This is a genomic window from Klebsiella sp. 141153 (assembly GCF_032601995.1).
Taxonomy (GTDB): domain Bacteria; phylum Pseudomonadota; class Gammaproteobacteria; order Enterobacterales; family Enterobacteriaceae; genus Klebsiella; species Klebsiella aerogenes.
The window spans coordinates 355108-376364 of sequence record NZ_JAQIRJ010000003.1 but is presented as its reverse complement, the minus strand read 5'-3'; the positions used below and the strand labels follow the sequence as shown (position 1 = coordinate 376364).

Sequence of the window (21257 nt, the reverse complement as noted above, 5' to 3'; positions counted from 1 at the left end):
TCCCCGCGGGGAGCTTTTTACTCTCTTTGCAGCGCGACGATTAATCGTCGAGGAAGCTACGCAGCACTTCAGAGCGGCTTGGGTGGCGCAGTTTACGCAGCGCCTTCGCTTCGATCTGACGAATACGTTCGCGGGTAACGTCGAACTGTTTACCCACTTCTTCCAGCGTGTGGTCGGTGTTCATGTCGATACCGAAACGCATACGCAGCACTTTCGCTTCACGAGCGGTGAGGCCCGCCAGCACGTCATGCGTTGCCGCACGCAGGCTCTCGGTGGTCGCAGAATCCAGCGGCAGCTCGAGGGTGGTATCCTCGATGAAGTCACCCAGATGCGAATCTTCATCGTCGCCGATCGGCGTTTCCATGGAGATTGGTTCTTTGGCGATTTTCAGCACCTTACGGATTTTGTCTTCCGGCATCAGCATGCGCTCAGCCAGTTCTTCCGGCGTCGGCTCGCGACCCATTTCCTGCAGCATCTGGCGGGAGATACGGTTGAGCTTGTTGATAGTCTCAATCATATGCACCGGAATACGGATGGTGCGCGCCTGATCCGCGATGGAACGGGTGATCGCCTGACGGATCCACCAGGTGGCGTAGGTGGAGAACTTGTAACCACGACGGTATTCAAACTTATCTACCGCTTTCATCAGGCCGATGTTGCCTTCCTGAATCAGGTCGAGGAACTGCAGACCGCGGTTGGTGTATTTCTTGGCGATAGAAATAACCAGACGTAAGTTCGCTTCAACCATCTCTTTCTTCGCACGACGGGCTTTCGCTTCGCCGATGGACATGCGACGGTTGATATCTTTAACCTGCTCGATGGTCAGGCCGGTTTCTTCTTCAATCTGCTGCAGTTTCTGCAGGCCGCGCTGAACGTCTTCTTTAACGTCATGCAGCTTCTCGGACCACGGCTTGTTCATCGCCACGGCGGCGTTGAACCAGGTTTCGCTGGTTTCGTTGCCGGTGAACAGGGTGATGAAGTTTTTCTTCGGCATTTTGCACTGTTCAACGCACAGCTTCATGATGATACGTTCTTGAGTACGAACGCGATCCATCATGCTGCGCATGCTGTTGACCAGGTAATCGAACTGTTTCGGCACCAGGCGGAACTGTTTGAAAACCTCGGACAGCTTGAGGATCTCTTCCTGCGCGGCGGCGTGGCTGCGGCCTTTCGCTTTGATGGTGTCGCGAGTCAGCTCGTATTGGGTGCGCAGCTCGGCGAATTTCTCGCGGGCCAGCTCCGGATCGATGCTGTTATCGTCATCGCTGTTGTCGTCGTCGTCATCTTCTTCTTCATCTTCGTCGTCGTCCATCTCTTCCTGAGACAGCTCTGAACCGACGTGAGTGGCGGTCGGCGCCATATCTTCTTCAGCGTTCGGATCGACGAAGCCGGTGATCAGGTCAGACAGGCGAGCTTCTTCAGCTTCAACGCGGTCGTACTGCTCCAGCAGATAGGTGATGGCTTCCGGATATTCCGCAACGGAGCACTGGACCTGGTTGATCCCGTCTTCGATGCGTTTAGCGATGTCAATTTCGCCTTCGCGGGTCAGCAGTTCAACGGTACCCATTTCGCGCATGTACATGCGCACCGGGTCGGTCGTACGGCCAATTTCAGATTCAACGCTCGACAGCACCTGGGCTGCCGCTTCTTCTGCGTCTTCATCGGTATTATTGGAGGTTTCAGCAAGCAGCAGATCATCGGCATCCGGTGCTTCTTCCATCACCTGAATACCCATGTCGTTGATCATTTGGATGATGTCTTCGATCTGATCGGAGTCGACGATATCTTCCGGCAGATGGTCATTGACCTCGGCATAGGTCAGATAGCCTTGCTCCTTACCACGTTGGACAAGAAGCTTCAGCTGTGACTGCGGGTTTTGCTCCATAAGACGGTATCCACACTTAATTCGTTTGATTGGTGCAGGCAGACGAACTGCCAACATTTAAAGCGAGGGCGTACTTATATTATTGCCGCTGCGCCTCAGCGCGGCTGTCGGGGGCTTCCCGATCGATATTCGGCACTTAAGCCGTTAAATTCATTTTTTGGCCAGTTCCTGGCTGATAGTCCAGAGTTCCCGGCGCTCCTCACTGCTTAAACCATGTGTGCGATCGCGAGCTATCAACTCTTCTTGTCGCAGTTCCAGCAGTGAGTCAAACATATGGTTGAGCGAGTCGGTGAAGGTTTGTTCAGCGATATCCTTATCTGCTATATCGTCCCACATCGACAGTTTTTCAAGGGTTGCCGCTTCATTTGTCCCGCGATACTGCTCTAAAAGTTGCCCGGTGGTCAGACCTGGCTGCGCCAGACACGTATTGACCAGTTCGCTGAATAAACCAAGCCCTGGCATCTTCTGCTGATCCAGACCGGCTAAGGGCGGAACCAGCGGCGCCAGATCGGGGTTCTGCACCAGTAACCCTATAAGTATACGCATGGTCGTGCGTTTTAGCTGCGGCGCCGGGCGCGGAGCGCTATTTTCCGCCTGTTTCGGCATTAAACGTTCAAGCTGGGCGTCATCCAGAATGCCCAGTTTGTTGCCCAGCTCCTGACGCAAATAGATGCGCAGCGTTTCGCCCGGCACCTGGGTAATCAGCGGCAGCGCCAGCGTGCTCAGCTGCGCGCGCCCATCCGGGGTGCTCAGGTCGACCTGCGGCATCAGACTATTGAATAAAAACGTGGAGAGCGGCTGTGCCTGCTCCATCCGCGCTTCAAACGCCTCTTTGCCCTCTTTACGCACCAGCGTATCCGGGTCTTCGCCGTCAGGTAAAAACATAAAACGCAGCTGGCGGCCATCGGTCATATACGGCAGCGCCGTTTCCAGCGCTCGCCATGCCGCGTCGCGGCCAGCCCGGTCGCCGTCGTAACAGCAGATGACCTGATTGGTCGCCCGGAACAACAGCTGAATGTGGTCGGCGGTCGTCGAGGTGCCCAGCGAGGCCACGGCATAATTAATGCCGTACTGCGCCAGCGCAACGACGTCCATATAGCCTTCGACCACCAGCAGACGCTGAGGTTCGGCGTTATCCTGCTGGGCTTCATACAGGCCGTACAGCTGGCGGCCTTTATGGAAAATATCGGTCTCCGGGGAGTTCAGGTATTTTGGCAGCGCATCGCCCAGCACGCGCCCGCCAAAACCAATCACCCGGCCTCGCTTATCGCGAATCGGGAACATCACCCGTTCGCGGAAGCGGTCGTAACTGCGCCCCTGATCGTTGGTGACCAGCATGCCCGCATCAATAAGCGACTGGCGGTTTTCCTGATTGCCGCCAAAACGTTTTAAAACGTTATCCCAGCCAGGGGGAGCGAAGCCTATTGCGAAGCGGGTAATCACCTCGCTGCTTAAGCCGCGTTTTGCCAGATACTGGCGCGCGGGTTCGGCGGCGGGTTGGTTCAGAGACTGTTGGTAAAACGTGTTCAGACCGTCCAGCAGTTGATAAAGATTCTGCCGCTGATGCCGTTCTATCTGGCTCGGTCCATTACCTGCTTCATAGGGCACTTCAAGGTTGTGCATGGCGGCCAGCTCTTCGACGGTTTCGACGAACTCGAGCTTGTCGTAGTTCATCAGGAAGTCGATGGCGTTGCCGTGCGCACCGCAGCCGAAGCAATGGTAAAACTGCTTTTCACCGTTGACGGTGAAGGAGGGGGTTTTTTCGTTATGGAATGGACAACACGCGTGATAATTCTTGCCCTGCTTTTTCAGCTTCACCCGAGCATCGATCAGATCGATGATGTCGGTGCGCGCCAGCAGGTCATTGATAAATACGCGTGGGATTCGTCCAGCCATATGCCCCGTAATCTATACACTGCATCCTGCAAACGGCCTCGATATGTCGCCTGAAGACAGTTTGAACGATCTCGTGTATCTGCTAATGCATAAACGAAAATAAGCCGCGCATTCCTTTCGGAAGCACGGCCTTACAACTACAACTCGGTCTGAATTGAGAGCTTCGCTCTCAACAGATTAGTACAGACGAGTGCGGCGTGCGTTTTCGCGAGCCAGTTTCTTCGCGTGACGTTTCACTGCAGAAGCTTTAGCGCGCTTACGTTCGGTAGTCGGTTTTTCATAGAACTCACGACGACGAACTTCCGCCAGAACACCTGCTTTTTCGCAGGAACGCTTGAAGCGACGCAGAGCTACGTCGAACGGCTCGTTTTCACGTACTTTAATTACCGGCATGTGCCTCTCACCTTTGATTAATTCGGTTTGCCGCTGGCCGCAATGCCAGCTTATTTCAAAATGGTGCGGAATTTTACTGCAACTACTGCTGCTTTGTAAAGCACCGGCGCCTTTTTTGAAAGGGGACTTTTATAAGGGTGAGGAGTATACACGAAGAGAACACCAGGGGTGAGCAAAGTTTTACATCGCCGGTCATTGGTCCTACACTGCGCGGTATTGAAACGAGGTAAAACAACTCATGCGTGTACTGGGAATTGAAACATCCTGCGATGAAACCGGCATCGCTATTTACGACGATAAACAAGGTCTGTTAGCCAACCAGCTGTATAGTCAGGTGAAATTACATGCTGACTACGGCGGCGTGGTGCCTGAACTGGCGTCGCGCGACCACGTGCGTAAAACCGTTCCGCTGATCCAGGCGGCGCTCAAAGAAGCGGGCCTGACGGCGAAAGATATTGATGCCGTTGCTTATACGGCAGGCCCTGGCCTGGTGGGCGCGCTGCTGGTCGGCGCGACCGTTGGCCGCTCGCTGGCGTTCGCCTGGAACGTGCCGGCGATCCCGGTACACCATATGGAAGGGCACCTGCTGGCGCCGATGCTGGAAGATAATCCGCCGGCGTTCCCGTTCGTCGCTCTGCTGGTTTCCGGCGGTCACACCCAGCTGATTAGCGTCACCGGCATTGGTCAGTATGAACTGCTGGGCGAGTCAATCGACGATGCCGCTGGCGAAGCCTTTGATAAGACAGCGAAACTGTTGGGGCTGGATTATCCCGGCGGGCCGATGCTATCGAAAATGGCGTCTCAGGGCACCGAAGGCCGCTTCGTCTTCCCGCGGCCGATGACCGATCGTCCGGGGCTCGATTTCAGCTTCTCCGGCCTGAAAACCTTCGCCGCCAATACCATTCGTAACAACGGCGACGATGAGCAAACCCGTGCCGATATCGCCCGCGCATTTGAAGACGCGGTTGTCGATACGCTGATGATTAAATGCCGCCGCGCGCTGGAGCAAACCGGCTTTAAGCGTCTGGTGATGGCGGGGGGCGTAAGCGCTAACCGTACGCTGCGCGCGAAGCTGGCGGAAATGATGAGCAAACGCGGCGGCGAAGTGTTTTATGCCCGTCCTGAGTTCTGTACCGATAACGGCGCGATGATCGCTTACGCCGGGATGGTCCGCCTGCAGGGCGGCGCCAATGCCGGACTCGGCGTTACCGTGCGGCCGCGCTGGCCGTTGGCGGAACTGCCGGCCGCCTGATAACCACAAAGAAGGAAAAACCACGCTTTTTCCTTCTTTGTCAGCAGTCTGAAGCCGCCCATCGAGGCGGCTTTTTTACGCGTGGATTAAGGCTGCTGATAATCCTCGGCGTCGATGTCGTAGCCCGACGGCTCCCAGCGTATCGCCAGCAGCGACAACAGCCCAATCAGCGGCGCCGCGGCGATGATCCAGAAAACGCGGGTATCCAGCGCGGCGACCAGCAGCGGGAAGAGGAATAAAGAAAGCGTCGAGCTGCCGCGCATAAGCGTCTGGTTGAGTCCGACGCCAACGCCGCGCAGCGATGTCGGATAGCTTAACGAGGCGAAGGTCATAGTGTGCGCGCCGGGGCCGAATCCCTGGCCGAAAAGGAACAGCGCCAGCATCGCCACGGCAGCGACGCCTTCGCCTGCGCCATCAGGGCGGCCAATCAGCGCCAGGCCGAGCAGCGCCGTCAACTGGCTGCCATAACCCGCCAGCGACATCCGCCAGGCCCCGAAGCGCGGTACCAGCCGTACCGCCAGCATTCCTCCCACGAAAGCGAACAGCAAATTCAGCGCCAGCGAAATCAAAATCGTCGTCAGCATCGACTGTACGAAGAAGCTGGAGATGATCACCGGCAGACCAAACGCGACGGCGTTATAGGCAAACGAGGAAACCACCGACAGCAGAGTGGCGAGCGTCGTGCGGCGCAGGTAGACGCCGCGGAACAGGCGCAGATAGTTACTCCATTGGGCGCTACGGACTTTGGGCGCCGGTTTTTCCAGCGCGTCCTGGGCAACGTGTGCATTGATGTTGTAAGCCTGGCGTAGGATGGAGGCCGCTTCACGCAGGTTACCCTGGTTGGCGGCCCACACCGGCGATTCGCTCATGTAGCGGCTGCGGATAGCGATAATCACCAGCGCCGGGATCGCGCCGAAGCCAAGGATGATTCTCCATAGCCAGTCGCTGTGGCTTTCTGGCAAAACGGCATAAAAAAAGAGTACCAGCAGATAGGAAATGCTAATTGCCGCGTACCACGTCGGGCACCACATCGCCACGCTGGCCGCTTTGTTGCCGGGGCCTTTGAGCCTCGCGAATTCGCTGAGGAACGCCATCGCCACCGGCAGGTCGATCCCGACGCCGAGACCCATCACGAAGCGCGCGCCGGTAAGAACGTATTCATTCGGCGCCAGCGCGCAGGCGATTGCCGCTACCACGAAGAACAGCATATCCGCCATAAACACGCGATAGCGGCCAATTTTGTCCGTCAAGTAACCGCCGAGCAACGCGCCAACGATAGCGCCGAAGGTGATGGCTGAGGCGACCATCCCGGTACCGGCAGGCGTCAGGTTGAATTCCCGGGTGATATCTTTCAGCCCGAAGGCCAGTGAGCCGAGATCGTAGGCATCAAGAAAAATACCGCCGAGGGCGATACCCATGACGATACGCGCGTTATTGCGCCCGCTGCTGCCTTCATTAATGAGGCGCGAGACGTCCGCCGCGCTGCCGATCCATTTTACTTCCCCGCCGGGCGACGCAGAGCTTGCCGCGGGCGTCGCGTTAATTACATCAGTCATGGTGTTGTGCTTTTTTCTCTTATAAAGAGCTTCAGAGTAAACAGCGACGCGGGGACGAAAAAATCACTTTTGGTTATAACTCATAACTAAGTCATTGTAGTGAAAGGATTATCTTTGGTTTTCTCTTTTGCCGCTATGATTGGCTAAAAAAGTGGGAAATAGAATGTGTTTGTGGGGGCAAAGAAGCCCGGCACAGGCGGCCGGGCGCGGAGATTATTTCTGCTCTGGCGTTTTTTTCTTCTTTTTGAATCGTGACCAGATTTTCGTTTCCTGACGGCGCCACAGGCGCTGGATGTTGTCGTGATGGCGCAGCAGGATCAGGCAGGAGAGCATCGAGACCGGAAAGGTGTACTGCGGCTTGAACCACCAGACGTAGAAAGGGGCTACCAGCGCGCTGACGATAGCGCCCAGCGATGAATACCCGCTGAGCAGAATAGTTAGCAGCCAGGTGCCGGCCATCACGCCGGTGAGATCCCAGCCGATGGGAGCGATAGCGCCAAATGCGGTTGCCACGCCTTTGCCGCCGCGGAAATTAAAGAACACCGGCCAGATATGGCCTACGCAGGCGGCGATCGCCACCAGCCCGAGCCAGAACGGCGTCAGACCGAGAGCCCAGGCGCCCCATACCGGCAGCATCCCTTTCAGGACATCAAAAATTAATACCGTTACGGCTGCTCCCTTGCCGCCAATTCGGAGTACGTTCGTCGCCCCTGGGTTGCCGGAACCGCTATCGCGAGGGTCGGGCAAACCAGCAAGACGGCATACCAGAATGGCGCTGGAAATTGAGCCGCAGAGGTAGGCGAGGATAACCAGTCCAGGCGCGATTGCACTCATCAGCTGTTCCATTTTGAAAACGTCGTTAGGACCCCACCCATTTTCGTGTTAACAGCTTGTTGGCTTTCTTTGCGCGATAGGTTACATAGTGATGCTGCTATGTTCCCGAAATCTTGCTGCGTCGCCGCTGTCAGGGCACGTGAATTCTTTAGGGGATGTCTTTGCATCTGTGGATAATACGCATAATTCGCCGGAAGTGGTATCCGGTTTAGCCAAAAAGCAGGCAGGTCGTGATGGATATTGTATTTATAGAGCAACTTTCGGTAATCACCACTATCGGTGTTTACGACTGGGAACAGACCATCGAACAGAAGTTAGTGTTCGATATCGAAATGGCGTGGGATAACCGCAAAGCGGCAGCCAGCGACGATGTCAGCGATTGTCTGAGCTATGCTGATATCAGCGAACTGGTTATTAAACACGTCGAGGGCGGGCGTTTTGCGCTGGTCGAAAGGGTGGCCGAAGAGATAGCCGAGCTGCTGCTGCAAAAATTCAATTCTCCGTGGGTGCGGATTAAAGTCAGCAAGCCTGGCGCGGTGGCCCGTGCGGCCAACGTCGGCGTAATCATTGAACGTGGCAGTAATCTGAAACAAAACGTTTCTCGTCATAATGTTTAAACAAATTTGTTTTATACCGGTCTTAGTGCCTGGATTTTAATTTTACTTTTTATTTTAAGGGTTTATTGAATGGGCGATTTACACTCGCTGCTGATAGCGGCAATTTTGGGTGTGGTTGAAGGGTTGACGGAGTTTTTACCGGTTTCCAGTACGGGACATATGATTATCGTTGGCCATCTCCTTGGTTTTGAAGGGGATACCGCCAATACTTTTGAAGTCGTGATTCAACTGGGTTCTATACTCGCCGTCGTCGTGGTGTTCTGGCGTCGACTGTTTGGCCTGATCGGCATTCATTTTGGCCGTCCTCTGCAGCATGAGGGCGTAAGCCAGGGGCGCTTGTCGCTGATTCATATCCTGTTAGGCATGATCCCGGCGGTGGCGCTGGGGCTGGTGTTTCATGACCTGATTAAATCGCTGTTTAACCCGGTTAACGTGATGTACGCGCTGATTGTCGGCGGCTTCCTGCTGATCGCGGCGGAGCTATTCAAACCGAAAGAGCCGCGCGCGTTGGGTCTTGACGACATGACCTATGGTCAGGCGTTTGCCATCGGTTGCTTCCAGTGTCTGGCGCTGTGGCCTGGCTTCTCACGCTCCGGGGCGACTATTTCCGGCGGCATGCTGATGGGCGTTAGCCGCTATGCGGCATCCGAGTTCTCATTCCTGCTGGCGGTACCGATGATGATGGGCGCCACCGTGCTGGACGTTTACAAGAGCATCGGCTTTCTCAACTCCAGCGATATCCCGATGTTTGCCGTCGGTTTTATCATGGCGTTCATCGTGGCGCTGATCGCGATTAAAACCTTCCTGCAGCTGATTAAACGTATTTCGTTTATCCCATTTGCAATCTACCGCTTTATCGTCGCGGCAGCCGTCTACGTGGTCTTCTTCTAAGGCCCTGGCCCTCAGCCTTGCGGCTGGGGGCACCGTTGTTCTTTCCACCGCGTCACGGCAATAATTCTGCGCCGCGTCAGCTCTTCGCGAATCTCCGGTCCTTTGAAACCTTCCGCTACCACTTCTTTAGTGGAAACCGACTGCGCCACTTCCCAGGCTTCAAGCAGCAGGCGCCCCTGCGGATAATCGCAGGATTCAAAACCGGTGCGTCCGCGCACGTCTGCCTCGCTGGTGAGGGCGATTTGCTGCACGCGCTGCGGCTTGCGCCAGGCATCGATGCTATCAAACAGCTTCACGATAGTTTTTGGCTGCAGGATCGGCAGGGTGTGGATCAGATCGTGGAATTCGGCGACCAGTCTGGCCAGATCGCGGATATCGTTCGGTACCCGCAGGCGCTGGCAAATCTGTTCCACCAGCTTCACCCCCGCCGGGCCGTGGCCGTGGTGGCGCGGCCAGAACTCTTTGGGCGTTAAGCCTTTGCCAAGATCGTGGCACAGGGTGGCGAAGCGGACGTCGATGGCCGGCGATAGCATCGCCGCCATGGTGAGCGTCATCAGGGTGTGAACACCGGTATCGATTTCCGGATGCCATTTGGCGGGCGCGGGGACGCCATACAGGGCGTCGATTTCCGGGAACAGCACCTTCAGCGCGTGGCAGTCGCGCAGGGTCTGGAAAAAGACCTGTGGATTACGCGTGCCAAGCGCGTTTTCCGTCTCTTTCCATACCCGCTCCGCCGTCAGATGCGCCAGTTCGCCGGCGTCGGCCATCGTACGCATCAGCGCCATGGTTTCATCGGCAATGCGAAAACCGAGATGGGCATAGCGCGCGGCAAAACGCGCGACGCGCAGTACGCGTAGCGGATCTTCGCTAAAAGCCGGGGAGACGTGGCGCAGCAGGCGCTGACGCAAATCGGCCAGGCCGCCGTAGGGGTCGTAAATCTGACCGTCAGAGTCCTGAGCCAGCGCGTTGATGGTGAGATCGCGGCGCAGTAGATCTTGCTCAAGGGTGACGTCAGCGGCGGCATAACAGGTGAAACCGGTATAGCCGGAGCCGGATTTACGTTCGGTACGCGCGAGCGCATACTCTTCACGGCTTTGCGGGTGAAGGAACACGGGAAAATCGCGGCCTACCTGCTGGTAGCCCGCGTCGAGCAACTGCTGGGGCGTGGCGCCAACCACCACCCAGTCTCTGTCTTTGACCGGTAGTCCTAATAACGCATCTCGTACTGCACCACCGACCAAATAAATCTTCACGCCTCTTTCTCCCGCATCGACTTTTCGCAAGATGATACGTAAGTCTGGCAGAGAAGACGAATTAGTTCATCCACCGGTCTTTACGTTTGCGGCTCGGTACCAGATGCGGCAGCACCAGACCAAGGATCAGACCGACGCCAAGCACGCCGCCGCCGTACATAAACCACTGCATGATAATGGTGCGCTGTTTATCATCAAGCTGCAGATTCGCCGCGTTCACCTTCTTCTGAGCGACAACCAGCTCGTTTTTCAGCTTTTGGTTCTCTTCTTTCAGGGCGTTGATCGCGCCATCGCTACCGGCGACTTTTTTCTGCATGTCGGCGGTACGCTGATTCCAGGTGGCGTCAATGTTGTTCAGCTTGTCGGTCAGGGTTTTGACCTGATTTTCTAGATCCGGCACGCGAATGCGCAGGCTGGGCTCGTTGCTCAGCTCTTTCAGCGGGATCCAGGCGGTACGGCCGTTGCTATCGCGTACCTGTGCGTAATTCGTGCTGTCGTTGGTTTGCAGAACGTCGACGGCCTCGCCGGCGTTAATGGTGCCGACCAGACGATAGTTATCGCCAGGACCGCTGCGAACCCAGGTGCTCAGCTCATCGGAAACGTAGCGCTTTTCTTCTGCGTGAACCGCCGTAGCGGCGCTAAGCGCTAGCAATGTAAAGGTAATAAGGCGTAATTTTGGCATCAGGTCATCGTTTGGTCATAAAAAGTTGAACGATAGTAGTGGCATCGCCAGAGCGACGCAAAGTTTTCCGCCACAATCGGAATCATCCAAATGCAGCTGGCAAATGCGCATTGCATGGCGATTCGCCGCAAAATACTATTTACTGACAAAAAATATCGTCATTAGTTCGCCGCATTTTCCCGGCGACGCTTATCAGGTGGAAGAATTCAGCCATGGCTCAAGAAATCGAACTGAAGTTTATCGTTGCCCTCGACGGCGTTGAGGCGCTGCGCCAGCATCTCAATTCGCTGGATGCGCAGCACACGCCGGCAGGCCAACTGCTGAATATTTACTACGAAACCGCCGATAACTGGCTGCGCCGGCACGACATGGGGCTGCGGATCCGCGGCGATCGGGAGCGCTATGAAATGACGCTGAAAATTGCCGGTCGGGTGGTGGGCGGCCTGCATCAGCGTCCGGAATACAATATCCCGCTGGAAAAAGCAGAGCTGGCGCTGGATAAACTGCCGGCTGAAATCTGGCCGCAGGGGCAGTTGCCGGCAGAACTGGCGCAAAATGTGCAGCCGCTGTTCAGCACTGATTTCCTCCGTGAAAAATGGGTGGTGAAAGAGGGCGACAGTCAGATTGAGATAGCCCTCGACCTTGGCGACGTCAAAGCCGGTGAGCATCAGGAAGCCATTTGCGAACTGGAGCTTGAGCTGTTGAGCGGCGATACCGCGGACATTCTGGCGCTGGCGCATCGTTTACTGGCAACCGGCGTGCTGCGCCAGGGCAGCCTGAGCAAAGCGGCGCGCGGCTATCAGCTGGCGCAGGGCAACGAAGCGCGCCCGGTTAAACCGTTAACGGTCGTGCGCGTGGCGGCGAAAGCCAGCGTCGAGCAGGGGCTGGAAGCGGCGCTGGAAAGCGCGCTGGCGCACTGGCTCTATCATGATGAAGTCTGGAACCGGGGCAACGCGGCCGCTAAAGGTGAAATCCAGCGGGCGATGGCCCGCGTGCGCCATGCGCTGGTGCTGTTTGGCGGCATTGTGCCGCGAAAAGCCACCGTGCAGTTACGTGAATTGCTCACTGAGGCCGAAGCGGCGCTGGACGGAGCGGAAAAAGCCGAAGCGGCGTTGTTCAACCGCGCCACGGTTGGCGCCAAACTGCTGCTGACCGAGTGGCTGGTTACCCGCGGTTGGCGTTCGTTCCTCAACGACGCGGGGCAAAAGAAAATCGCCGGTTCGTTCAAACGCTTTGCCGATATCCAGCTGTCGCGAGCGGCGGCGGAGCTGAAAAGCAACTTCCAGCAGACGCAGGACGACTATAGCGATCGGCTCACGCGTCTGGCGCGCGAGATCGACACCGTTCAATTGCTATCCAGCGCCTATGCCGAGGTCGCCGAGAGCTGGCTGGAAAACTGGCAAGAGGTGCGCCGCGCTATCGAGAACAATGACCGCAGCGTCATCGAATATTTCCGTCGTCAGGCGCTGGCCGCGGAACCATTCTGGCTGCATAGTGGAAAACGATAATTTCAGGCCAGGGAGACCCCTATAATGGCGCTTTCTTCGCAGTTACAGCAGCACTGGCAGACGGTTGTAAACCGGCTTCCGGCAGATTTTCCCCTGCAAACGTTAAGTTCGCAGGCGCAGTCGGTGATGACATTCAGCGAGTTCGTTGAACAGAGTCTGGTCGCTCAGCCGCAGTGGCTGGCTGAACTGGAAAGCGCGCCGCCGCAGGCCGACGAATGGCGCCATTACGACGACTGGCTGGCGGAACAGTTACAAGAGGTGACTGACGAGGCCGCGCTGATGCGCGAGCTACGCCAGTTCCGCCGCCGGATAATGGTGCGTATCGCCTGGGCGCAGGCGCTGCTGCTGGTGAGCGAAGAGAGCAGTTTGCAGCAGCTCAGCGCCCTGGCGGAGACTTTAATCGTCGCCGCCCGCGACTGGCTGTACGCCGCCTGCTGCCGGGAGTGGGGGACGCCGTGCAATGCGCAGGGCGAAGCGCAGCCGCTATTGATTCTGGGCATGGGGAAACTGGGCGGCGGCGAACTTAACTTCTCTTCCGATATCGATCTCATTTTCGCCTGGCCGGAACACGGCGCCACCCAGGGCGGACGCCGCGAGCTGGATAACGGTCAGTTCTTTACCCGTCTGGGCCAGCGGTTAATCAAAGTACTCGATCAGCCGACGCAGGATGGTTTCGTCTATCGCGTGGATATGCGTCTGCGTCCGTTTGGCGACAGCGGCCCGCTGGTGTTGAGCTTTGCGGCGCTGGAAGACTATTACCAGGAGCAGGGGCGCGACTGGGAGCGCTACGCGATGGTGAAAGCGAGGATCATGGGCGATAACGACGGCGTGTACGCCAACGAACTGCGCGCCATGCTGCGCCCGTTCGTCTTCCGCCGCTACATCGATTTCAGCGTCATTCAGTCCCAGCGTAACATGAAAGGGATGATCGCCCGTGAAGTGCGCCGCCGCGGCCTGACAGACAATATCAAGCTTGGCGCGGGCGGCATTCGCGAAATAGAGTTTATCGTTCAGGTTTTCCAGCTGATCCGTGGCGGTCGCGAACCGGCCTTGCAGCAGCGTGCGCTGTTGCCGACGCTGGCGGCGATTGACGAGCTGCATTTGTTGCCGGAAGGCGATGCCGCCCAGCTGCGTGAAGCCTACCTGTTCCTGCGTCGTCTCGAAAACCTGCTGCAGAGCATTAACGACGAGCAAACCCAAACCCTGCCGCAGGATGAACTCAACCGCGCGCGTCTGGCGTGGGGGATGCGCGTCGCCGACTGGCAGACGCTCAGCGCACAGCTGGAAGAGCAGATGCGCCGCGTGCGTCGCGTCTTTAACGAACTGATTGGCGATGATGAAGCGCAATCGCCGGATGAACAGCTGGAAGAGTACTGGCGCGAACTGTGGCAGGACGCGCTGGAAGAAGACGACACAACGCCGGCGCTGGCGCACCTCGACGACAACGACCGGCGCAGCGTGCTGGCGCTGATCGCCGATTTTCGCAAAGAGCTCGACCGGCGCACCATCGGCCCGCGCGGGCGGCAGGTGCTCGACCAGCTGATGCCGCATTTGCTTAGCGAGGTCTGCTCACGGGCGGATGCGCCGCTACCGCTGGCGCGGATCACCCCGCTGCTGACCGGTATCGTCACCCGTACCACCTATCTGGAGCTGCTCAGCGAATTCCCCGGCGCGCTAAAACACCTGATTAGCCTGTGCGCCGCTTCGCCGATGGTCGCCAGCCAGCTGGCGCGCCACCCGCTGCTGCTGGACGAACTGCTGGATCCGAACACGCTTTATCAACCGACGGCGACCGATGCGTACCGCGACGAGCTGCGCCAGTATTTGCTGCGCGTGCCGGAAGAAGACGAAGAACAGCAGCTGGAAGCGCTACGCCAGTTTAAACAGGCGCAATTGCTGCACATCGCCGCCGCCGATATTGCCGGTACGCTACCGGTGATGAAAGTGAGCGATCACTTAACCTGGCTGGCGGAGGCGATGATCGACGCGGTGGTACAGCAGGCGTGGCTACAGATGGTCGCCCGCTACGGCCAGCCGACTCATCTGCGCGACCGTCAGGGACGCGGTTTTGCGGTAGTGGGTTACGGTAAACTTGGCGGTTGGGAGCTGGGTTATAGTTCCGATCTCGATCTGGTCTTCCTCCACGACTGTCCGATGGAGGTGATGACCGACGGCGAGCGGGAAATCGATGGTCGCCAGTTTTATCTGCGCCTTGCACAGCGGATCATGCATCTTTTCAGCACCCGCACCTCGTCGGGCATCTTGTATGAAGTGGACGCTCGCTTACGTCCATCCGGCGCGGCGGGCATGCTGGTGACTACCGCCGACGCCTTCGCCGATTATCAGCGCAATGAAGCCTGGACCTGGGAGCATCAGGCGCTGGTTCGCGCCCGGGTGGTGTATGGCGACCCGGCGCTGCAGGCGCGCTTCGATGCGATCCGCCGCGATATCCTGACCACTCCGCGTGAAGGCGCGACGCTGCAAACCGAAGTACGTGAGATGCGGGAAAAGATGCGCGCCCATCTCGGCAATAAGCAGCGCGATCGCTTTGATATCAAAGCCGATGCCGGCGGTATCACCGATATTGAATTTATTACCCAATATCTGGTGCTGCGCTATGCGCATGAAAAGCCAAAGCTGACGCGCTGGTCCGATAATGTGCGTATTCTGGAACTGCTGGCGCAGAACGACATCATGGATGAAGAAGAGGCGCGGGCGCTTACCCATGCTTACACCACGCTACGCGATGCGTTGCACCACCTGGCGCTGCAGGAGCAGCCGGGCAACGTTGCGCTGGATGCTTTCGACGGCGAACGCCAGCAGGTGAGCGCCAGCTGGCAGAAGTGGTTGATGGCTTAACTAACAAAGCGGGTGTGCTATTATCGCGCGCAAAGTTTGCATCTCGCAGGAGAGAGTAATGAAAGTAACGCTGCCAGAGTTTGAACGTGCAGGAGTGTTGGTGGTAGGCGATGTGATGCTGGACCGCTACTGGTATGGCCCTACCAGCCGTATTTCCCCGGAAGCCCCGGTGCCGGTGGTGAAGGTGGAAAATATCGAAGAACGTCCTGGCGGCGCGGCTAACGTGGCGATGAACATTGCTTCGCTCGGCGCGACTTCTCGTCTGGTCGGCCTGACCGGTATCGACGATGCCGCACGCGCGCTGAGCAAAGCGTTGGCTGACGTAAAAGTGAAATGTGATTTCGTGTCGGTACCGACGCATCCGACCATCACCAAGCTGCGCGTACTGTCGCGCAACCAGCAGCTGATCCGCCTCGATTTTGAAGAGGGCTTCTCCGGGGTCGATCCGCAGCCGATGCATGAACGTATTCAGCAGGCGCTGGGTTCGATCGGCGCGCTGGTGCTGTCTGACTACGCGAAAGGCGCGCTGGCCAGCGTGCAGACCATGATCAAGCTGGCGCGGGATGCCGGCGTGCCGGTGCTGATTGACCCGAAAGGCACCGATTTTGAACGCTACCGCGGGGCGACGCTGCTGACGCCGAACCTGTCTGAATTCGAAGCCGTCGCCGGAAAGTGTAAGGATGAAGCGGAAATCGTCGAACGCGGGATGAAAATCATCGCTGACTTCGAGCTTTCCGCACTGCTGGTGACGCGCTCCGAGCAGGGAATGACGCTGCTGCAGCCGGGTCGTCCGCCGCTGCATATGCCGACCCAGGCGCAGGAAGTGTATGACGTCACCGGCGCAGGCGATACGGTTATTGGCGTGCTGGCGGCGACGCTGGCGGCGGGCAACACGCTGGAAGAGGCCTGCTATTTCGCTAACGCCGCGGCCGGTGTCGTGGTTGGCAAGCTGGGGACGTCCACCGTTTCGCCAATCGAGCTGGAAAACGCGGTGCGCGGGCGTGCTGATACCGGTTTTGGCGTGATGAACGAAGAAGAGCTGAAACAGGCGGTTGCCGCGGCGCGTAAGCGCGGCGAAAAAGTGGTGATGACCAACGGCGTCTTCGATATTCTGCACGCGGGTCACGTCTCGTATCTGGCTAATGCGCGCAAGCTGGGCGATCGTCTGATCGTCGCCGTCAACAGCGATGCCTCAACCAAACGTCTGAAAGGCGAAACCCGCCCGGTGAACCCGCTGGAACAGCGGATGATCGTGCTGGGCGCGCTGGAAGCTGTCGACTGGGTGGTGTCGTTTGAAGAAGATACTCCGCAGCGGCTGATTGCCGGGATCCTGCCGGATCTGCTGGTGAAAGGCGGCGATTATAAGCCGGAGCAGATCGCCGGCAGCGAAGAGGTATGGGCCAACGGCGGCGAAGTGCTGGTGCTCAACTTTGAAGATGGCTGCTCGACTACCAATATTATCAAGAAAATACAGAAATATAGCGATAAGTAATCAATACGCTTTACCGCTCTGAACGGGGTGGTCTACAACGGCCTGCGGGGATACCTTCGCGGGCCGTTTTTATTTAATCATGCGGAAAATGATTTAGCGCAATAAATAACCCGGTTAAGCGCATTTTTCGTACAAAGTGCGTTAAGGTAAGCGTAAATACTGAAGTTAGTAAAAGGCATATGACCAATCAGAACACCAACGGCTGAAGGAGTATGCGGATGAACCATAACGATATGTATTCTATGAAGAACTTCGATTTTCTGGCACGTAGTTTCGCCAGGATGCACGCGCAAGGCCATTCAGTCGATCTTCAGGCTATTGTCGGCAATATGGATGAGGAACATCGTGAATGGTTTTGCCAACGCTATGAGCTTTATTGTCGCCAGGTGAATAGCGCGGTCGAGTTAGAGCACTAAAGCAAAATGAAAACGGGCCATCAGGCCCGTCAGACTGCTGACAAGGAAGGAAAAAGCGTGGTTTTTCCTTCCTTGCGGTTATCAGCCGAAAATCAATAAATTGATTTTCCATATTTTTTACCTGGTGCAATCTGTAAGCGCAAAGGTTGTATGAGCTTTGCCATCAATCTCAAACGGGCCATCAGGCCCGTTTTTTTATTGCTGTTCTTCGCTCTTCGGCGTGGCTGAGCGGCTTTCCAGATCGCTAATACGCTGCTCCAGTAAAGCCAGCTTTTCGCGGGTGCGCAGTAAAACCTGAGTTTGCACGTCGAACTCTTCGCGGCTAACCAGATCCAGGCGAGTTAACTGCGATTGCAGCACCTGGCGGATTTTCTTTTCTACGTCATCTCCAAGATCGCGAAGGCCTTTCGGCATCGATTCATGGACCTGGCGGGCGATTTGTTCAATTTTTTTCGGGTCAATCATGGTGGATTCCTGCACTGATCTAGTTACCGTTCATTGTAGTGCGAACGGGAGCGCCTATAAACCACAAATGTAAGATGTATAGCGAGTAGCCATTGATGAAGATAGTTAATGGCGTTATAGTTATCTCGCTTATTCTCAGGGCGGGGCGAAATTCCCCACCGGCGGTAAATCAACCTACGCGTTGAAAGCCCGCGAGCGCTTCCTGTGAAAACGGGAAGGTCAGCAGATCCGGTGTAATTCCGGGGCCGACGGTTAAAGTCCGGATGGGAGAGAGTAACGGCTCAGTCGGATTACGATCCGCTTGCGTTGACTTTTGCCGCTAAACCGGCACTCCTAAGACTGCCCTGATTCTGGTAACCATAATTTTAATGAGGTTTTTTTACCATGAATCAGACGCTCCTTTCTTCTTTTGGTACCGCTTTTGAACGTGTGGAACACGCTTTAGACGCACTGCGCGAAGGCCGCGGTGTGATGGTGCTTGATGATGAAGACCGTGAAAACGAAGGCGATATGATTTTCGCCGCCGAAACCATGACCGTTGAGCAAATGGCGCTGACCATTCGTCACGGCAGCGGTATTGTCTGCCTGTGCCTGACCGAAGATCGCCGCAAGCAGCTTGACCTGCCAATGATGGTTGAGAACAACACCAGCGCCTACGGCACCGGCTTTACCGTCACCATTGAAGCGGCAGAAGGCGTGACCACCGGCGTATCCGCCGCTGACCGCATCACGACCGTGCGCGCCGCCATTGCCGATGGCGCGAAACCCTCCGATCTCAATCGTCCGGGCCACGTCTTCCCGCTGCGCGCGCAGCCTGGCGGCGTAATGACCCGCGGCGGTCACACAGAAGCGACCATTGACCTGGTGACCCTTGCGGGCTTCAAACCGGCAGGCGTGCTCTGTGAACTGACTAACGACGATGGCACTATGGCGCGCGCGCCGGAGTGCATCAAGTTCGCTCAGCAGCACAACATGGCCGTGGTTACCATTGAAGATCTGGTGGCTTACCGCCGCGAGCACGATCGCAAAGCCAGCTAAGATGCCGCTGTTCTGATGACAAGCCCACTTTACGGTGGGCTTTGTTGTTTCTGGGCCGAGCCAATAGGTTTTCTCCGCAGGTAAAAAGGGAGAGAGTTTTCACATTCAAATTTTCTGATGATGATCATCACGCTTATCTGAGTTTATCTGCGGTTAAAAACGCGTAATGTGAAGGAATCAAATACTCCCTACTGAAGGATACCATCATGTCCCGTACCCGTATGCCAGCGTTGTTTTTAGGCCATGGTAGCCCGATGAACGTGCTGGAAGATAATATCTATACCCGCGCCTGGCGCCATCTCGGTGAAACACTGCCGCGCCCGAAAGCTATCGTGGTTATCTCCGCGCACTGGTTTACCCGCGGCACGGGCGTGACGGCGATGGAAGCGCCGAAAACCATTCATGACTTCGGCGGTTTTCCGCAAGCTTTGTACGATACGCACTACCCGGCGCCGGGATCGCCGGAGCTGGCGCAGCATCTGGTTGAGCTACTGGCGCCGGTGCCCGTCGCCCTCGATAAAGAGGCGTGGGGGTTTGACCACGGTTCGTGGGGGGTGCTGATCAAAATGTATCCTGATGCCGATATTCCCATGGTTCAGTTAAGTATCGATAGCACAAAGCCCGCGGCGTGGCATCTGGAGATGGGGCGTAAGCTGGCGTCGCTGCGTGATGAAGGTATTATGCTGGTGGCGAGCGGCAACGTGGTGCATAACCTGCGTACCGCGCGCTGGCATGGCGAAAGTACGCCGTATCCGTGGGCCGAGTCGTTCAACGACTATGTGAAAGCGAATTTAACCTGGAAAGGGCCGGTCGACGAGCATCCGCTGGTGAACTACCTGAGCCATGAAGGCGGATCGCTCTCTAACCCGACGGCTGAGCACTTCCTGCCGCTGCTCTATATTCTGGGGGCGTGGGATGGCGAAGAGCCGATAACAATCCCGGTCGAAGGGATGGAGATGGGATCGCTGAGTATGCTATCGGTGGTAGTGGGCGCCGCGTAACGGCAGCTATCGCACATGAAAAAACCCCGGCCACGCAGGTTGCCGGGGTTTTGCCGTTATTCGACGAAAATGTGCGGATAGAAACGCGAAAGATCCTGGGTGATCAGCGCCCGATCTTCACGAATGCCGATCCCGGCAGGCTGGTCGTTAATAAGCCAGCTGCCAATCAGCGTATAGCTATCGCCAAATTTCGGCAGCGAATAAAACTCCTGCACGATGGTGCCTTCTTCCCCATATGGGCCTTCCACTGCTTCCACCACTTTGCCATTTTCAACGATTGACACGTTAGCGCCTTCGCGGGAGAAAATCGGCTTAATGACGTACTTCTCAAGCTGCGGATGGTTATCTTCGCTAAAGTAAGCCGCCAACAGGTTAGGGTGGTTGGGGAACATTTCCCACAGCATCGGCAGCAGCGCCTTGTTGGAGATAATGCTCTTCCACGCTGGCTCCAGCCAGCGTACGCCGGCGTCTTCCAGCTTGGTGGAGAACATCTCGCGCAGCATAAATTCCCACGGATAAAGCTTGAACAGATTGCCGATGACCTGATCCTGCAAATCGGTGAACTGGCCTTTCTCGCCAAGACCGATATCTTCGATATACAGGAACTCGGTGGCGACGCCCGCTTCTGCCGCGCAGTCCTGCAGGTACTGCACGGTGCCGCGGTCTTCAACGGTATCGCGGCAGCAGGCCATATGCAGCAGCTGGAAGCCAAACTGTTCACGCAGCTCGCCGAAGCGTTCAATCAGTTTTTCCTGCAGGCTGTTGAACTGATCGCTGTCGGCAGGCAGATTACCGGCGTTAAGCTGATCTTCCAGCCAGATCCACTGAAAGAACGCTGCTTCATATAGTGAGGTTGGCGTATCCGCGTTGTTCTCCAGCAGCTTCGGCTCGCCCACGCCATCCCAGGCCAGATCCAGACGCGAGTAAAGCGACGGCTGGTTGGTTTTCCACGACTGACGCACAAAGCCCCAGGTGTGTTTAGGGATGCGGAATTTGGTCATCAGCTCGTCGCTGGCGATCACTTTCTCAACGACCTGCAGGCACATTTGATGCAGCTCGGCGGTGACCGCTTCGAGCTTTTCAACCTGCGCCAGCGTCAGCTTGTAGTAGGCCTCTTCACTCCAGTACGGCTCGCCGTACATGGTGTGAAAATTGAAGCCATACTCGGTCGCTTTCTCGCGCCAGTCCGGGCGCTCGGTAATGCTGATTCTTTCCATGC

Annotated in this window: 19 protein-coding genes and 1 riboswitch; of the genes, 9 read left to right on the top strand and 10 right to left on the bottom strand. The window is 56.8% G+C overall.

Going from position 1 to position 21257, the window contains the following annotated elements:
• Positions 1 to 40 precede the first annotated feature (40 nt).
• The 3 genes from rpoD to rpsU form a co-directional block, all read right to left on the bottom strand.
• Positions 41 to 1885, bottom strand: coding sequence for an RNA polymerase sigma factor RpoD (rpoD, locus tag PGS10_RS07635; RefSeq protein WP_015369628.1), 1845 nt, complete (start codon positions 1883 to 1885; stop codon positions 41 to 43).
• Positions 1886 to 2035: 150 nt separating this feature from the next.
• Complete coding sequence (gene dnaG / locus PGS10_RS07630; RefSeq protein ID WP_045392225.1) at positions 2036 to 3781, bottom strand: DNA primase; 1746 nt, start codon at positions 3779 to 3781, stop codon at positions 2036 to 2038.
• A 177-nt stretch (positions 3782 to 3958) separates the two neighbouring features.
• A complete protein-coding gene (gene rpsU / locus PGS10_RS07625) occupies positions 3959 to 4174 on the bottom strand; it encodes a 30S ribosomal protein S21 (protein WP_001144069.1) in 216 nt (71 codons plus the stop codon).
• 238 nt (positions 4175 to 4412) lie between these two features.
• Between rpsU and tsaD the strand changes: the two genes are divergently transcribed.
• Positions 4413 to 5426: a tRNA (adenosine(37)-N6)-threonylcarbamoyltransferase complex transferase subunit TsaD gene (tsaD, locus tag PGS10_RS07620; RefSeq protein ID WP_032712539.1), complete on the top strand. Its 1014-nt coding sequence runs from the start codon at positions 4413 to 4415 to the stop codon at positions 5424 to 5426.
• 86 nt (positions 5427 to 5512) lie between these two features.
• Here tsaD and PGS10_RS07615 read toward each other — a convergent pair whose 3' ends face one another.
• Positions 5513 to 6982 carry an MFS transporter gene (locus PGS10_RS07615; protein WP_047043064.1) on the bottom strand — a complete coding sequence of 490 codons (1470 nt, stop codon included), beginning with the start codon at positions 6980 to 6982 and terminating at the stop codon, positions 5513 to 5515.
• Between the two features lie 213 nt (positions 6983 to 7195).
• Positions 7196 to 7816: a glycerol-3-phosphate 1-O-acyltransferase PlsY gene (plsY, locus tag PGS10_RS07610; protein ID WP_015703522.1), complete on the bottom strand. Its 621-nt coding sequence runs from the start codon at positions 7814 to 7816 to the stop codon at positions 7196 to 7198.
• 233 nt (positions 7817 to 8049) lie between these two features.
• Between plsY and folB the strand changes: the two genes are divergently transcribed.
• Positions 8050 to 8433 carry a bifunctional dihydroneopterin aldolase/7,8-dihydroneopterin epimerase gene (gene folB, locus PGS10_RS07605; protein ID WP_047043062.1) on the top strand — a complete coding sequence of 128 codons (384 nt, stop codon included), beginning with the start codon at positions 8050 to 8052 and terminating at the stop codon, positions 8431 to 8433.
• Between the two features lie 69 nt (positions 8434 to 8502).
• The gene (bacA, locus tag PGS10_RS07600) at positions 8503 to 9324 is read left to right on the top strand and encodes an undecaprenyl-diphosphate phosphatase (RefSeq protein ID WP_045392213.1); all 822 of its coding nucleotides are present in this window, start codon (positions 8503 to 8505) and stop codon (positions 9322 to 9324) included.
• A gap of 11 nt (positions 9325 to 9335) precedes the next feature.
• Here bacA and PGS10_RS07595 read toward each other — a convergent pair whose 3' ends face one another.
• Entirely contained in the window at positions 9336 to 10577 is a 1242-nt protein-coding gene (locus PGS10_RS07595; RefSeq protein ID WP_047043059.1) for a multifunctional CCA addition/repair protein, read from the bottom strand.
• A gap of 61 nt (positions 10578 to 10638) precedes the next feature.
• Positions 10639 to 11259, bottom strand: a complete 621-nt coding sequence (locus PGS10_RS07590) for a TIGR04211 family SH3 domain-containing protein (RefSeq protein ID WP_015369636.1) — start codon at positions 11257 to 11259, stop codon at positions 10639 to 10641.
• Positions 11260 to 11471: 212 nt separating this feature from the next.
• Here PGS10_RS07590 and PGS10_RS07585 point away from each other — a divergent pair, with 212 nt between their 5' ends.
• From PGS10_RS07585 to hldE, 3 genes are read left to right on the top strand one after another with little or no spacing between them, the layout of a single operon-like run.
• Positions 11472 to 12767 (top strand): inorganic triphosphatase, encoded by a 1296-nt coding sequence (locus tag PGS10_RS07585; RefSeq protein ID WP_316422674.1) that lies wholly within the window; start codon positions 11472 to 11474, stop codon positions 12765 to 12767.
• A gap of 21 nt (positions 12768 to 12788) precedes the next feature.
• Positions 12789 to 15626 (top strand): bifunctional [glutamate--ammonia ligase]-adenylyl-L-tyrosine phosphorylase/[glutamate--ammonia-ligase] adenylyltransferase, encoded by a 2838-nt coding sequence (gene glnE, locus PGS10_RS07580; protein ID WP_316422726.1) that lies wholly within the window; start codon positions 12789 to 12791, stop codon positions 15624 to 15626.
• Positions 15627 to 15684: 58 nt separating this feature from the next.
• Entirely contained in the window at positions 15685 to 17118 is a 1434-nt protein-coding gene (hldE, locus tag PGS10_RS07575) for a bifunctional D-glycero-beta-D-manno-heptose-7-phosphate kinase/D-glycero-beta-D-manno-heptose 1-phosphate adenylyltransferase HldE (RefSeq protein WP_047043052.1), read from the top strand.
• A gap of 77 nt (positions 17119 to 17195) precedes the next feature.
• Here hldE and PGS10_RS07570 read toward each other — a convergent pair whose 3' ends face one another.
• Positions 17196 to 17345, bottom strand: a complete 150-nt coding sequence (locus tag PGS10_RS07570; RefSeq protein WP_165430588.1) for a hypothetical protein — start codon at positions 17343 to 17345, stop codon at positions 17196 to 17198.
• Between PGS10_RS07570 and glgS the strand changes: the two genes are divergently transcribed.
• A complete protein-coding gene (glgS, locus tag PGS10_RS07565) occupies positions 17337 to 17534 on the top strand; it encodes a cell surface composition regulator GlgS (protein ID WP_045392198.1) in 198 nt (65 codons plus the stop codon). The two genes, PGS10_RS07570 and glgS, sit on opposite strands and share 9 nt — an antisense overlap.
• A gap of 195 nt (positions 17535 to 17729) precedes the next feature.
• Here glgS and ubiK read toward each other — a convergent pair whose 3' ends face one another.
• The gene (gene ubiK / locus PGS10_RS07560; protein ID WP_045392195.1) at positions 17730 to 17999 is read right to left on the bottom strand and encodes a ubiquinone biosynthesis accessory factor UbiK; all 270 of its coding nucleotides are present in this window, start codon (positions 17997 to 17999) and stop codon (positions 17730 to 17732) included.
• Between the two features lie 127 nt (positions 18000 to 18126).
• A riboswitch (FMN riboswitch) is annotated at positions 18127 to 18278 on the top strand.
• A gap of 105 nt (positions 18279 to 18383) precedes the next feature.
• Between ubiK and ribB the strand changes: the two genes are divergently transcribed.
• Both ribB and ygiD read left to right on the top strand, forming a co-directional pair.
• Positions 18384 to 19037, top strand: coding sequence for a 3,4-dihydroxy-2-butanone-4-phosphate synthase (gene ribB, locus PGS10_RS07555; RefSeq protein WP_015703517.1), 654 nt, complete (start codon positions 18384 to 18386; stop codon positions 19035 to 19037).
• Positions 19038 to 19243: 206 nt separating this feature from the next.
• Positions 19244 to 20038: a 4,5-DOPA dioxygenase extradiol gene (ygiD, locus tag PGS10_RS07550; RefSeq protein WP_045392192.1), complete on the top strand. Its 795-nt coding sequence runs from the start codon at positions 19244 to 19246 to the stop codon at positions 20036 to 20038.
• A gap of 56 nt (positions 20039 to 20094) precedes the next feature.
• Here ygiD and PGS10_RS07545 read toward each other — a convergent pair whose 3' ends face one another.
• Positions 20095 to 21255 (bottom strand): glutathionylspermidine synthase family protein, encoded by a 1161-nt coding sequence (locus PGS10_RS07545; RefSeq protein ID WP_045392189.1) that lies wholly within the window; start codon positions 21253 to 21255, stop codon positions 20095 to 20097.
• Positions 21256 to 21257: the final 2 nt, after the last annotated feature.

Coding starts and splice junctions, on each gene's coding strand:
- PGS10_RS07545 (WP_045392189.1), bottom strand. CDS start 21,255: ATGGAAAGAATCAGCATTACCGAGCGCCCGGACTGGCGCGAGAAAGCG.
- PGS10_RS07585 (WP_316422674.1), top strand. CDS start 11,472: ATGGCTCAAGAAATCGAACTGAAGTTTATCGTTGCCCTCGACGGCGTT.
- rpoD (WP_015369628.1), bottom strand. CDS start 1,885: ATGGAGCAAAACCCGCAGTCACAGCTGAAGCTTCTTGTCCAACGTGGT.
- glgS (WP_045392198.1), top strand. CDS start 17,337: ATGAACCATAACGATATGTATTCTATGAAGAACTTCGATTTTCTGGCA.
- hldE (WP_047043052.1), top strand. CDS start 15,685: ATGAAAGTAACGCTGCCAGAGTTTGAACGTGCAGGAGTGTTGGTGGTA.
- bacA (WP_045392213.1), top strand. CDS start 8,503: ATGGGCGATTTACACTCGCTGCTGATAGCGGCAATTTTGGGTGTGGTT.
- PGS10_RS07570 (WP_165430588.1), bottom strand. CDS start 17,345: ATGGTTCATCCGCATACTCCTTCAGCCGTTGGTGTTCTGATTGGTCAT.
- ubiK (WP_045392195.1), bottom strand. CDS start 17,999: ATGATTGACCCGAAAAAAATTGAACAAATCGCCCGCCAGGTCCATGAA.
- tsaD (WP_032712539.1), top strand. CDS start 4,413: ATGCGTGTACTGGGAATTGAAACATCCTGCGATGAAACCGGCATCGCT.
- ygiD (WP_045392192.1), top strand. CDS start 19,244: ATGTCCCGTACCCGTATGCCAGCGTTGTTTTTAGGCCATGGTAGCCCG.
- PGS10_RS07590 (WP_015369636.1), bottom strand. CDS start 11,259: ATGCCAAAATTACGCCTTATTACCTTTACATTGCTAGCGCTTAGCGCC.
- PGS10_RS07615 (WP_047043064.1), bottom strand. CDS start 6,982: ATGACTGATGTAATTAACGCGACGCCCGCGGCAAGCTCTGCGTCGCCC.
- plsY (WP_015703522.1), bottom strand. CDS start 7,816: ATGAGTGCAATCGCGCCTGGACTGGTTATCCTCGCCTACCTCTGCGGC.
- folB (WP_047043062.1), top strand. CDS start 8,050: ATGGATATTGTATTTATAGAGCAACTTTCGGTAATCACCACTATCGGT.
- dnaG (WP_045392225.1), bottom strand. CDS start 3,781: ATGGCTGGACGAATCCCACGCGTATTTATCAATGACCTGCTGGCGCGC.
- rpsU (WP_001144069.1), bottom strand. CDS start 4,174: ATGCCGGTAATTAAAGTACGTGAAAACGAGCCGTTCGACGTAGCTCTG.
- ribB (WP_015703517.1), top strand. CDS start 18,384: ATGAATCAGACGCTCCTTTCTTCTTTTGGTACCGCTTTTGAACGTGTG.